Source organism: Gracilibacillus massiliensis (genome assembly GCF_001458115.1).
Taxonomy (GTDB): Bacteria; Bacillota; Bacilli; order Bacillales; family Amphibacillaceae; genus Gracilibacillus; species Gracilibacillus massiliensis.
Map to the genome: position 1 here is coordinate 313761 of NZ_CZRP01000013.1, position 13565 is coordinate 327325.

14 protein-coding genes and 1 riboswitch are annotated in these 13565 nt (G+C 38.1%); of the genes, 3 read left to right on the forward strand and 11 right to left on the reverse strand.

Going from position 1 to position 13565, the window contains the following annotated elements; all coding sequences use genetic code 11:
* Positions 1-50: 50 nt before the first annotated feature.
* From hemY to BN3107_RS13920, 4 genes are all read right to left on the reverse strand, one after another.
* Positions 51-1445: a protoporphyrinogen oxidase gene (gene hemY / locus BN3107_RS13905; protein WP_058308247.1), complete on the reverse strand. Its 1395-nt coding sequence runs from the start codon at positions 1443-1445 to the stop codon at positions 51-53.
* Positions 1442-2377: a ferrochelatase gene (hemH, locus tag BN3107_RS13910; RefSeq protein WP_058308248.1), complete on the reverse strand. Its 936-nt coding sequence runs from the start codon at positions 2375-2377 to the stop codon at positions 1442-1444. The genes hemY and hemH overlap by 4 nt, the downstream gene beginning before the upstream one ends.
* 20 nt (positions 2378-2397) lie before the next feature.
* Complete coding sequence (hemE, locus tag BN3107_RS13915) at positions 2398-3429, reverse strand: uroporphyrinogen decarboxylase (protein WP_058308249.1); 1032 nt, start codon at positions 3427-3429, stop codon at positions 2398-2400.
* Positions 3430-3557: 128 nt separating this feature from the next.
* Positions 3558-5741 (reverse strand): transglycosylase domain-containing protein, encoded by a 2184-nt coding sequence (locus BN3107_RS13920; RefSeq protein WP_058308250.1) that lies wholly within the window; start codon positions 5739-5741, stop codon positions 3558-3560.
* A gap of 107 nt (positions 5742-5848) precedes the next feature.
* On the opposite strand from BN3107_RS13920, the gene BN3107_RS13925 reads away from it, so the two are divergent.
* A complete protein-coding gene (locus tag BN3107_RS13925; RefSeq protein WP_058308251.1) occupies positions 5849-6328 on the forward strand; it encodes a hypothetical protein in 480 nt (159 codons plus the stop codon).
* Between the two features lie 272 nt (positions 6329-6600).
* Here BN3107_RS13925 and BN3107_RS13930 read toward each other — a convergent pair whose 3' ends face one another.
* From BN3107_RS13930 to tenI, 7 genes are all read right to left on the reverse strand, one after another.
* Complete coding sequence (locus tag BN3107_RS13930) at positions 6601-7083, reverse strand: thioredoxin family protein (protein WP_231735333.1); 483 nt, start codon at positions 7081-7083, stop codon at positions 6601-6603.
* 1 nt (position 7084) lies between these two features.
* The gene (locus BN3107_RS13935; RefSeq protein WP_058308252.1) at positions 7085-7507 is read right to left on the reverse strand and encodes a disulfide oxidoreductase; all 423 of its coding nucleotides are present in this window, start codon (positions 7505-7507) and stop codon (positions 7085-7087) included.
* 96 nt (positions 7508-7603) lie between these two features.
* Complete coding sequence (locus BN3107_RS13940) at positions 7604-8623, reverse strand: MoeB/ThiF family adenylyltransferase (RefSeq protein ID WP_058309251.1); 1020 nt, start codon at positions 8621-8623, stop codon at positions 7604-7606.
* Positions 8616-9386: a thiazole synthase gene (locus BN3107_RS13945; RefSeq protein WP_058308253.1), complete on the reverse strand. Its 771-nt coding sequence runs from the start codon at positions 9384-9386 to the stop codon at positions 8616-8618. Before BN3107_RS13945 ends, BN3107_RS13940 begins: the two co-directional genes overlap by 8 nt.
* Before the next feature lie 3 nt (positions 9387-9389).
* Positions 9390-9593, reverse strand: coding sequence for a sulfur carrier protein ThiS (gene thiS / locus BN3107_RS13950; protein WP_058308254.1), 204 nt, complete (start codon positions 9591-9593; stop codon positions 9390-9392).
* Positions 9594-9606: 13 nt separating this feature from the next.
* A complete protein-coding gene (thiO, locus tag BN3107_RS13955) occupies positions 9607-10725 on the reverse strand; it encodes a glycine oxidase ThiO (protein WP_058308255.1) in 1119 nt (372 codons plus the stop codon).
* Positions 10718-11335, reverse strand: a complete 618-nt coding sequence (tenI, locus tag BN3107_RS13960) for a thiazole tautomerase TenI (RefSeq protein ID WP_058308256.1) — start codon at positions 11333-11335, stop codon at positions 10718-10720. Before tenI ends, thiO begins: the two co-directional genes overlap by 8 nt.
* Positions 11336-11425: 90 nt before the next feature.
* A riboswitch (TPP riboswitch) is annotated at positions 11426-11526 on the reverse strand.
* A gap of 128 nt (positions 11527-11654) precedes the next feature.
* On the opposite strand from tenI, the gene BN3107_RS13965 reads away from it, so the two are divergent.
* Both BN3107_RS13965 and BN3107_RS13970 read left to right on the forward strand, forming a co-directional pair.
* Complete coding sequence (locus BN3107_RS13965; protein ID WP_058308257.1) at positions 11655-12098, forward strand: ferritin-like domain-containing protein; 444 nt, start codon at positions 11655-11657, stop codon at positions 12096-12098.
* A 127-nt stretch (positions 12099-12225) separates the two neighbouring features.
* Complete coding sequence (locus tag BN3107_RS13970; RefSeq protein ID WP_058308258.1) at positions 12226-13395, forward strand: M20 metallopeptidase family protein; 1170 nt, start codon at positions 12226-12228, stop codon at positions 13393-13395.
* Positions 13396-13565 lie beyond the last annotated feature (170 nt).

Consider the following 13565-nt stretch of genomic DNA (forward strand, 5'->3'; position numbering starts at 1 on the left):
GCTGCTTTTTTTTGTGTATTTTTATATAAAAAAAGCAGAGAAACATGTTGTTACTCTGCTAAGAAATTCATTATTTTATCTGCTGCTGCTTCGCCTTGATCGATACAGTCTGGAATGCCGATACCACGATATGGACTGCCCGCTACGAATACACCCGGAAGGTGATTAGCTAAGCCGTTTTCTAATTGTTCGACTCGTTGCTTATGTCCGATTCGATACTGTGGCATTGCATTTTTCCAACGAGACACAACAGTGAATAAAGGTTTTTCATCTATTTTCATAATCTTATTTAAATCATGCAATACAAGCTCTTCTAAAGATTCATCAGAAAGGTCTACAATGTCCTCGTCACCAGGACGCCCAACATAACAGCGCAATAATGCTTTTCCTTCCGGTGCCGCTGTTTCTGGCCACTTCTTGTGGGTCCAGGTACATGCGGTGATTCGATAATTGCTATTACGTGATACAACAAAACCAGTTCCATCGATATCCTCTTTAATGGCGGATTGGTCAAAAGCTAACGCCACATTTGCGACTGAAGTAGCTTTCATATCCGCTAATTCTGAGACAAAATCATAAGACTTTAGCATCTGTTTCATAACAGGATATGGGGTAGCAATTAACACGGCATCACTTTGCAGTTCCTTACCATTTTCCAGTGTTAATTGGTAACCATCTTCTTTTTTCGAAATTTCCTTAACCTCTGTTTGCTTTGACACTACTTCACCTAAAGCATCTTCTAATGCATCAACTAATGTCTGTAATCCACCAGTAATACTATAAAACATACTTCGTTTTTTTGCTGGTGTCTGTGGTGGAGCTGGCATTGTTTTTTGCAATCCTTTAATCAGACTGCCATATTCCTGTTCTAATTGATAGAAATTTGGAAAGGTGGCCATCAAACTTAGATCGTCCATATCTCCTGCATAAATACCAGACAGTAATGGTTCAATTAAGTTTTCAACGACTTCATCACCTAAACGTCTTCTAAAGAATTTGCCTAATGATTGGTCTTCAGCTGGTTCACCTTTTGGTTTGACAAAATCTAGTCCTGCTCGTAATTTACCAGTAAAACTGAATAGACTAGAGTTTAGAAATGGCTTTACTTGTGTTGGAATCCCCATAAAGGAACCTTGTGGCATTGAATGAAGCTCATCTTCAACTAAAATGTAGGATTTACCTGTTCCATTCTTGACAAGCTTATCTCCAATACCTACGTCTTGTGCAAGGCGTTCAGCAGATTGCTTTCGAATTAAAAAGGAATCCGGACCACGTTCAATCGTAAATCCATCCCGACGTTCTGTATCAATTTTCCCGCCTAGGCGGTTACCAGCCTCCAACAATTGCAGATGGTAGTCCAAGCCTTCTTCCTTTATCTTTTTATTTAAATAATAAGCGGCAGTAAGCCCTGCAATACCGCCGCCTATAATCGTTATGTTTTTCATGACTGATCATCACTTTGCAGTTTTTCAAGAACTACTCCTGCTAAAGTTTCAATAAACAATGGTTCAACGTTTGGCATTGGTGGTCGATAATAGTCTGCACCAATTTCCTCACAAACCACCTTACATTCGTAATCATTGTCATACAATACTTCTAAGTGATCAGCAACAAAACCAACAGGTGCATAAATGAATGAGCGGTAACCTTTTTGTTCAAAAAGATCTCTCGTTAAATCTTGCACATCTGGTCCTAACCATGGATCAGGCGTGTTGCCTTCACTTTGCCAACCAATTTCAACATTTGGAATACCTGTTTGTTGCTGAATCAATTCAGCAGTTCGTTCTAATTGTTTTGGATATGGATCACCATTTTGTAAAATTTTCTCTGGTAAACTATGGGCAGACACAACAAGAACTGCTTTATCCTTATCCTCAATCTTTTGATACTCCTGCTTAATGGCATCAGACCAATAGCTGATGAAGCCTTCTGCATCATACCAGCTTTCGACAGACTGAATCGCGATATCATACTTTTCTGCTTCTTCTTGTGCTCTGCCGTTATAGGACTTGACACTGAAGGTAGAATAATGAGGTGCCAATACAATCGAAATCGCTTCTTTAATACCATCTTGAGCCATTTGTTCTACTGCATCCTCGATAAAAGGTTCAATGTGTTTTAAGCCAAGATAGTAGACAAATTCAACCTCATCTTGTTTTTCGTTAAGCTGCTTTTCAAGTGCTGTTGCCTGCTCTTTTGTAATACGTGCTAAAGGTGAAATACCACCAATCGCCTGATAACGTTCGGTTAAGTCATTCAACATTTCTTGGGTTGGTTTGCGGCCACGACGAATATGGGTATAATAACGTTCAATATCCGCTTCTTGGTAAGGTGTTCCATATGCCATTACGAGTAATCCTACTTTTTTCTTTGCCATGATGAATATGCATCCTCTCTTTATCGTTGTGAATATTGATGAACAAATTCAGTTAGTTTTTTGAGTCGATCTGGACTAATTTCAGGTGTTACTCCATGTCCTAAATTAAATATGTGACTTGGATGTTTTTTACCTTCGTCAATAATTTGTTTTGTTTTTTCTTCAACAACTTGCCAGTCCGATAACAAAAAGGCTGGATCCAGGTTACCCTGAAGTGCTTTTGTAACATCTAAATCACGTGCTTCGGCAATTGACATTCTCCAATCAAGTCCAATTACGTCTACGGGTAAGTCATTCCATTCATTGATAAGATGACTAGCCCCTACCCCAAACGTAATTAACGGTACATTTGTTTCACGTAATTCACTGAAAATACGATTCATAATCGGTTTAATGTAGGTGCGATAATCTGTTACATTTAATGCTCCTACCCATGAATCGAAAATTTGAATTGCCTGTGCTCCGGCATTTACCTGGGCTTTAACGTACGTAATCGTCATGTCGGCTAATTTATCCATTAGCATAAACCATGCTTTTGAATCACTATACATTAATGCTTTCGTCTTATGATAATTCTTAGATGGCCCACCTTCAATCATATAACTTGCCAGTGTAAAAGGTGCACCACTGAAACCGATCAAAGGTACGTTCAATTGTTCTTTTGTTAAGAGGCGAATTGTGTCCATTACATATGGGACATCGCTTTCTGGATCGATTGTTCCTAATTTCTCAACATCACGAAGAGAAGTAATTGGGTTATCAATCACTGGACCGATTCCTGATTTGATTTCGACATCGACTCCAATAGCTGGTAATGGTGACATGATATCCTTATATAGGACTGCCGCATCTACATCATACATTTCAACTGGTAATCGAGTTACATAGGCACAAAGTTCTGGTTGATGTGTAATTTCAAATAAAGAATATTTCTTTTTTAACTCTCGATATTCTTTCTGCGATCTACCCGCTTGTCGCATATACCAGACAGGCGTGTAGTCTGTTTCTTCTCCTCTGAATGCTTTTAAAATTGTATCATTGAATTTTGTCATTTTTTATCACCCTTTTTTACCATTCCATTCTACTATAGAAGTTTTGGCCTATCCTGTATAGTATTTTCAAAAAATGTTCACTAAATTGTAATTATTATAACTAAAAAGTAATTGTAAATAGTTACTGGTCAAAAGTCAATCTTTAAGGACGCGATATTAGAAGGTTCTCCTTCCTTGTTTGTAAGTGGATTATATGGAACCACATAATACTCTCCTGTATTAAAAACATTGATTCGATCTATTTTATAGGAACCTTGCCCTTCTACTTCACCAATCAATTGCTCTCCTTCAGCAGTTTGTTCATAGATACGATAAATAATTCTCTTATCGTCAGCAGGAGTCCAATTTAAGACGCCATTAAATATCGAAAAACCTCCGAATTGAATCGTCGCTGTTAAGTCTTCAATGACTGGTAATTCAATTGGTTCCGGCAAATCCTCGACATCATCCGGTATAGTGAATTCTTCTGTAAGTGGTACTTGTTTATCAATCTCTGTTAAGATCGATTTTGTTAATCGAACCGAAGCCTCTGAACCAATTGTTAGATAGTTATCTTTTGTTGCAGATTCATAACCAATCCATGATGTCACCACATATTCAGGTGTCATCCCAGAAAACCATGCATCTTTCACAGCTCCATCGACCTTTGGATGTTGAGTAGAGCCTGTTTTACCTGCTAATGCTTTTGGGTAATCTCCAGCTTGTGCAGTTCCTTCCTTAACTACGGCTTCCAACATCCGTAGCATATTCCAAGAAGTTTGCGAATTAAACACAGTTGTTTTCTCTCGTTGTTTTGATTGCAGACGATCTTGATCACGATCATACACCGCTGCAATACTACTGGAATCGACCCATTCTCCATGATGAATAAAGGTGCGGTAGCCTTCTGTTACTTGAATTGGAGTAAGTCCTGTTTCAAGTCCTCCTAATGCTATTGCTAACCCATTATCCTTTATATTTAGATTCATTTTTTCCAAAATCGATTTACTATACTCGATGCCTATTTGATCTAGCAACCATACAGCAGGAGCATTTTTCGACTCTACAACTGCTTGATACTGCGTCACCTCGCCATCATAATCACCATCAGCATTACCTACTCGGTAACCGTCATAATCAATATCTTGATCAGGGATCAGATCATAGGGTGAATATTTCCCTAATTGCATTGCTGGTCCATATACAGCTAGTGGTTTAATCACGGAACCTGGTTGTTTTTTGGTAATAAGATGGTTGGTATCATTCAACTCGAAATCTCGACCCGCTATTAATGCTCGCAGTTTGCCTGTTTCTTGTTCCATTAATACAAAACTACCATCGATCGACTGATTCGATCCGTGAAAAAAATCACTCTTTTGCAACTGATTGTACGCAATTTTTTGGGCAGTGGAATCGATATTGACATGTATCGTATAACCACCTCTTTTTAGCGCTTCTCGACTTAAGCCATAGGATTGTTCTACTTCCTCCAATACATAGGCGAAGTAGTCATCCAACCATGGATCTCTTTCTTCTTTTTGTGATTGCAGGTCGATCGATGTTGCTTGTAAATCAAGCATTTCTTCCGTTGAAATAGTACCATTGTTAGCCATTTGCTGTAATACAAGGTCTCGTCGTTGCTTAGCCGCTTCAAGATCGTTATGTGGACTGTATGTATTTGGCGCTTTCACCATTGCAGCTAATAATGCACCCTCTTCTACATTTAAATCCTCAATATCTTTCCCAAAAAAATATTCTGCTGCCGTTCCTACCCCGTAAATGCCATGTGCAAGGTAAATTTCGTTTAAATATAATTCCAATATATGAGATTTACTATAATTGCGCTCTAAATAAATCGATGCCATTACTTCTTTCGTTTTTCGCATCCATGTTTTATCATTAACTAAAAAGAGGTTTTTAGCCAATTGTTGGGTAATTGTACTAGCACCCTCCACTTTACTCATTGCTAATATATCACGGTAAACAGCGCGTGCAACAGCAGGAAAAGAAATACCCGCATGTTCATAGAAACGCTGATCTTCCATGGCAATAAATGCTTCTTCGACATGGTCCGGAATTTGCTCGATCGTCACATAGTCTCTGTTTTCGGTATATAGCTTTCCAATTACTGTTCCATCTTCTGCTACAACAGTAGAAGCAGCAGGTAAAATAACTGCCTTTTCATCAAAAATAAAGCGTCCGCCAAAAATAATAAAAAGATAACCTAATACCGATAACAACAACATTGCCGACACTGTAATAGTGATCCATTTATATCGTTTTATCCAACTCCATGCAGACCGAAGCACTGATAGTAGCTTCTCTTTTTCCAAACGGTTACACCACCTTTCTTCTAAATTTCGACAATAGTTTTATTTTATCATAGAATGGAAGAAAGAGACGAATGTTATAATTATGAGAAGAATGGAGGAGATAAATTATGAAAGCTTATATGACGAATGGGACCTATCCATTTTTAGAAACGTTAAAAGAAAAGCACAGTCTCTCAACTTTTCTCCTTATGCACAATGGTGTGAAAACTGTTGCCTATTATGAAGATACAAAACCGTCTATATTTGAATCGAGTAGAAATTACCATGTTCTTGAACATTTAGGTACTTTAACAGAGATAGCTTTTAGCAGCTTATCCCATCTCCCTGTTACAGAGGAAGGGAAACCAATTTTTGAGATGGACTTCAAACAAAAAGTAAAGGAACTCGCTCTTGTTGAAGGAGTGATTGCCGCGAGAATTTTAAAGCCAGAACGTGGTCACTCTTATATCTTATTAGTGGAATGGCAGGAACAGAAGTATTTTCAAAAATGGAAAAACACAGAACCTTTACCTAATAAGAAAAAGGATTCCTATATTTCTGGGGATGTCTATACAGAGACTTTCGACGTTGGAGAAGAGGAAGAATAAAAACTCATCGGGATTCCTATTGATGTTTTTTGCTTTTTTGCCGATGAGATCGCTCCTCGTCGGGATTTCAATCTATGTTTTCTGTTTTTTCCCGATGAGATCGCTTCTCGTCGGGATTTCGATCGATGTTTTCTGCTTTTTTGCCGATTAGATCGCTCCTCGTCGGGATTTCGATCGATGTTTTTTGGTGTTTTCCGATGACATTCAAATTGCGAAAAGAACATAATTTTTAAAATATAAAAGAGGCTGATGCGCAATCAGCCTCTTTTTAACTATTCAGATTCCAACACTTCTGTTTCAAAAAAGCTTTCGAAATTCGATTGTGGTTGTTCTCCTACGATTCTTGCTGATTCCTCTCCATCTTCAAAGTGCACCATTGTTGGAGTGGATTGAATATTGTAGGCGCCCCATTGATCTTGAAATTCTTCTAAATTCATCTTGACTAAATCCACACCATATTCCTCTGCAATAGGCACAAGGACAGGAGTTGTTTTTTGACAATGAACACAGTTAGGATCATAGAAATAAACAGTTGTATCTTCACCATTATCAAGCCGTTCTGCTAGTTCATCAGGCAATATTTGATTTTGATAGATTTCATCATCTAATTGATCAATTGTTGTCTGGTTTAAATCCGTTTTACCATAAGGGTTATCAACACCATCTAATTGCTTGGAATTTTGATAATTCACAATAAATACTAATCCTCCGAAAATTAAAACAAGAACTAGTACAAATATAATCATTTTTTTCACTTTATACTCTCCTTTGTTGAACCATTAAATAGGCGTGAATGCTAAAGATAACAAGAAAAGCTATCAATGCTTGAAAAGGAATGGTAATAAATCCGAAATAATCGACATAAGTAGCATTACACGGAACGACCCCGCAAGCACTTCCTGCGTCCTGTAAACCAGGAAATTTTTGGATCAAATAATGATACGTCGATACTAAAATACCGATCCCGCTTAAAAGGAGTCCTGGAAAGGCAAAGCGTATGTCTTTTTTATATAATGCATATCCATAAATTACAACAAGTGGATACATCAAGATGCGCTGATACCAACACAACTCACACGGTATGTATCCCATGACTTCGGAATAAAATAAACTACCCATCGTAGCGACTAAGCTCTGCGCCCAGACAATAAATAGCAATGTGTCTTTTTTCTTGTCCATTTTTCACATTCCCCTTTCACATTAATTATACATACCCCGCCTATAAAAACAAATGAATGATTTGTGAAAAAAAAAGAAGCAGATTTAAAAACTGCTTCAACCAACAAAATGATAATAGATTTTTTTTGCTTCTTGAATATTTTTAGTACCATGAATTAACGTTCGGCCATCATGAAATACCACTACTCTATACTCATTGATTTCAAAGGAAACAAGATAAGGATTTTCAAGGTAATTTGTTAAATCGATTTTTTTCAAATGTCTTTTAAAATCAGAAAAATGGAAACTTCGTTGTTTTCCGGCTCTAATCTGTACCGTGTTTCGCCCACACAATACCGCTGTCTTCAATTGTGATTGATAATCTAAGTGAGGATAGATTTTTTGAACGCAGGATGGACAACTCTCATCTTTTAATGAAGCCACTTCTATCTCCATTTTTTGATTTTTCCATAGATCAAAGGCGATCAATTTACCAGAAAGTGCTCTAAAGTTTTCTGTTAATATCTTTAATACCTCGGAGACTTGGTGAGCCACCACCATTTGAACGGTGGGACTGATAATACCAACCGTATCACATGTGGCACCATCACTTGGAATATGATCCATTATACATTGCAAGCATGGAGTTTTATTTGGTAAGACAGTAAAGGTGACACCATAGCTCGCTACACATGCCCCATATATCCAAGGGGTTTGGTATTTTTGACAAATATCATTAATGATTAAACGTGTATCGAAATTGTCTGTCGCATCGATGATTACATCCACGTCATGTACAATCGCTTCAAGTTCTTCTACTCCTACGTCGGTAAGTTGGCCATTTATTTTTGTTTGACTATTGATTTCTTGCAATCTATTTTTGGCCGCCATTACTTTTGGGTTTTTATTTTTGGCGTCTTCTTCTGAAAATAGTTGTTGACGCTGGAGATTGCTTTCTTCTACATAGTCCCGGTCCATAAGTGTAATTGTCCCTACGCCAGCTCTTACAAGCATTTCCGCACTACTTGAACCAAGGGCACCAACACCAATAATCAACACATGGCTATTTCGTAATCTCTTTTGACCAATTTCTCCAATTGGCTCGAATAAGGTTTGCCGAGAATATCGATTATCCACCAACACTGATCCCATCCTCAGGACTGCTTGCAACCGCATATGTTTTTTTGTCAATTCTTCCAGCTAAGTAACCTAACCGTCCAGCCTCTATCGCCAACTTCATTGCCTCTGCCATTTGTACGGGATTCCGTGAGCCAGAAACAGCCGTATTTAGTAATACACCATCCGCTCCCAATTCCATTGCATATGCGGCATCCTTTGGTGAACCGATCCCAGCATCCACAATTACGGGAACGTTCGCTTGTTCGATAATAAATTGCAAATTAAGTGGATTAATAATTCCCTGTCCGGATCCTATCGGTGAAGCACCAGGCATAATAGCGTGAGCACCTAGCTCTTCTAATTTTCTTGCAAGGACTACGTCATCTGAAGTATATGGTAAAACAGTAAAGCCATCTGCAAGCAATATTTCAGTTGCCTTTAATGTCTCGACAGGATCAGGTAAGAGCGTTTTAGGACACCCGATCACTTCCACTTTCACCATGTCACAAAGTCCTGAGGCATTTGCTAATTTTGCTATCCTAACCGCTTCTTCTGCATCTTTTGCTCCTGCAGTATTTGGTAGAAAACGATACTTGTTCAGATCGATTTTTTCTAAAAAATTAGGTTGGTCTGGATCAAAGATATTCATACGTCTCACTGAAAACGTAAGTACTTCTGTTTCTGAAACGTCTACTGCCTTCTTTTGAATATCATAATCGGGATATTTACCTGTTCCCAAAAATAAACGTGAATTAAATTGATGATTTCCTATCGTAAGCATTGTTTATCCTCCTCCTACAAAATGAACGATTTCAAATCGGTCCCCTTCTGTTACTTTCGCTGTTCCATGTTGCTCCTTTTTCAGGATTGTTTGGTTGTGCTCAACAATTAATGATTTTTTCTTTAATTGTAAATGCTCTAACAAATCTTCTACCGTTGCTATTTTTTGATTCAACTCTAAATTTTCACCGTTTACAATAATTCCCATTGTATCTCCTCCTTTACACAGATATATGGCAATCTTTAGTCAAAGAAAACGCGCGAACATAGTCTGGTTCATCTGATATTCCTTCTAGTAAATCAGTCATAAATAGAGATGTTTTCGGTGCTAATAAAATGCCATTACGATAATGGCCTGTTGCAACAAAAAGGCCTGATGTATCTGGCACTTCCCCTAAAAATGGAGACCCTCTTTTCGCTAATGGTCTTATTCCAGCCCAAATGTTTTCAATAGAAGCTTCCCTTATTTTAGGCACAACTTTTTTAGCACTGTTTAATAGTTTTAGCACACTAGCCACTTCTACTTGTTTATCTAATTGCTCTGGTTTAGAGGTCGCACCAATAATGATTCGATTTCCTAACTTTGGAACGAGATAACAATCATCCGTAAAAATAGTGGACTGAATCAATGGTTTTTCAGTTACAACCGAAAGACATTCTCCTTTGACAGGTGTGATATCTAACGCTGGAATGTATTCTTTAAACTGAGGACTCTTAAATCCAGATGTGATGATGACTTGATCCGCTGCATAATATTGATTACCTACCTTCACACCTGATACTTTGTTCTGTTCAATGACTAATTGGTGGACCTCACTACACTCATATATTGTGGCCCCATAAGCTTCAGCCGCGATGGCAAATGCCTTTGTTAAGTGCGGAGCTGAGACTTGCCCTTCCTTTGGACAATCAAGGGCTAGATAAAAATCGCGTGACATTTCTTTTTCTCTTATTTCTTCAGGTGAAACGATCTGTACCTCAATACCTTGATTCGTTTGAAAATGCGCGATATTTTCTAAATGATTTCGTTCCTCTTCACTGTATATCAGCTTGTAAGCACCTTTTTCTCGAAATTGAATATCTATACCACTTTCTTGTTTGAGGTCCTTTGCCAATTTTGGAAAAAGAGATCTGCTTTCTTTTGCAAATTGAAATAATGGGGAATCTTCTTTAAACTCCATTTGGACACCTAACATTCCTGCTGCAGCAGTAGATGCCTCCGCACCGATCTCTTTTGCTTCTAACACGAGAACACGGTAACCTCTTTTGCTTAATTGATAAGCGATCGATACTCCGATTATTCCGCCACCGACAATGATTTGATCAAATTGATTAGACAATTCCTTCCCCCTTCCATTTATTGAACACTCTTTGGTATTGTTTTAATGTTTTCAACGAATCCTCTGCATTCCAGACCCCTGACATAATCGCAATTCCACTAGCGCCTGCTTCTATTACAGTTCGAGTATTTTCAGGCGTTATCCCACCAATCGCAATCACTGGAATCGAAACAGACTGAGTTATCTCCTTTAGTAGATTGACTCCATTTGGGGACAATCCTTTTTTAGATAAACTGTGGAAAATATGACCATATATGATGAAGTTAGCTCCATCTTTTTCAGCATGAATCGCTTCTTCTAAGGAATGAACAGATTTACCAATAGATAGTTCTGGAAAAGTTACTTTTACTGTGTCAACAGATAAGCTATGGTACGCGAGTTGAACACCATGGCAATTATTGATAACAGCAATATCCACCCTGTCATTAATCATAATTTTTCGTCTGGGTATGCCTTTTTCTAATAAAAAGGATACGATAGCTTGTATTTCTTGAGCGTTTTTCGATTTTTCTCGGATATGGATATAGTCAAGATCTTGATGCAAAAAAGATAGATCCTGAAGTTGTTTTTCAGTTGAATTCCCATTGGTAATAAGGTGTATTCCTTTCATTTCAGCCATTCCTCCTTCATCTTGTATAGGAAGCAAAAATGCCACTCATCCAGTATGGACAAGTGGCATTTAGTAAAGGCAAGGTTATAAGTTGCTCTTTTACCACTTCCCTACGCTAGTGTTAACCAGATCAGGTTCAAAGGGTCCGAAGTTTTCGTCTCAGCCATTAAATGGCTCCCCTAGTGTTCAATCGTATTTTTTTATACAGGAAAAGAATAACATACTATAAAAAATAAGCCAATAGCAAAATTTTATGTTTAATTACTGCAAAGAAGGGTAGACATATAATGGAAACACATTTAGAAAGGATGTTGTCGAAATGGCACAAGATCAAGAAAAATTACAAGCTTTACTCGATGGTTTAAACGAAGATTTAGCTAATGAATATGCAGCAACAATTATGTATACGTACCACGCATCAGTTGTATCAGGCTTATATCGTTCATCGTTAAAACCATTTTTTGAAGATGAAATAAACGATGAAATCGGACACGCCTTATATTTATCCGATAAAATTAAAACTTTAGGTGGTACACCAACCACTACTCCTGCAAAGGTAGAACAACTTACAGATGTAAAAGAGATGTTAGAAGCTACTTATAAAGCAGAAAAAGACACAATTGACCGCTATGAAAAAAGAAAACAACAAGCAGATGAATTAGGTTTTACAGAACTTGTTGTACAACTTGAAGATATGATTGCAGATGAAACAAAACATAAAGAAGAAACACAACGATTATTAGCAGATCCAAGTTTTCAATAACTAACCCCCTCCCTTTTTTTAAAATAGATGAGAGCAGCCTCCCAAAAATGGAGGCTGTTTTCTTTTTTACAGGAGAAAGTCGATAAGTCTATGATATACTAGAAATAAAACGATCAGGGGTGACAAAATGCGCGAGATATTATTCCAAGAAGTTGATCAATTATACGATGAAATGGTTGAAATGCGGAGATATTTACATCAATACCCCGAACTTTCCTTTCAAGAATTTAAGACTGCTGCATTTATCCAAGATCAATATAAACTACTCAACATACCTTACCAAGCAAATTTAGGAGGTAATGGTGTCGTCGCAACACTACAAGGTGCGAAACCCGGAAAAACAGTGGCACTCAGGGCTGACTTTGATGGTTTGCCGATTCAAGATGAAAAGACGGTAACTTACAAATCAAGGATTCATGGTGTAATGCATGCATGTGGTCATGATGGCCATACGACAACATTACTTGCGGTTGCTAAAGTATTAAAAAAGTATCAACACGAACTAGCTGGCACTGTCGTATTTATTCATCAGCATGCTGAAGAACTGGCTCCTGGCGGTGCCCAACCGATGATAAAGGATGGCGCTCTTGATAATGTGGACGTGGTCTATGGTACACATCTCTGGACGAACACACCATACGGCATCGTTCAAACAGCACCTAATAATTTTATGGCAGCAGCAGATAAATTCACGATCAAGATCCAGGGAAAAGGCGGCCATGGTGGTATGCCACACCAAACAAAAGATCCTATTGTTGTTGGTTCCCAACTCGTGACAAACTTGCAACAAATTATTAGCAGAAGAATCGATCCATTAGATACAGCAGTACTTTCGATTGGTTCGTTCCATGCCGGAAATGCCTATAATGTCATTCCAGACTCAACGACAATTGAAGGAACGGTTCGAACATTCGATCAAAATATGCAGCAGTTTATGATAGATGAGCTGACAAAAATAATTAAAGGTACCTGTATGACGTATGATGTTGATTATCAATTTGATTATGCAAAAGGTTATCAGCCTGTTGTGAACCATCCAGAGCATGCCGAGAAGATTTTAAAGGCGGCAGAGTCGGTGGAAGAAGTAGAAAGAGCAGAAATGGTCGAACCTAGCATGACAAGCGAGGACTTTGCCTATTATCTGCAAGAAAAACCTGGTGCTTTCTTCTTCACTGGTGCTCAAATTGACAATGGTTTTGTTCCCCACCACCATCCATTGTTTGATTTCGATGAACGGGCAATGAAAATCGCTGCCAAAACTTTGATCGCGGCTACATGGAATGTCAATAATTTATAAAGTGAGACTTCAATCAGTGGGTGTTTTAAACTCCCACTGATTGTTAGCGAAACTTATCAGGAAGTTAGCGTCCGTTTATCCCACACTTAGCTTCTTTGCTGTCGCTCGACTCTTTTCGTTTAGGGTTTTACGGACGATTACACCGTGATAAGTGTAAAAAGCCTCGTTTC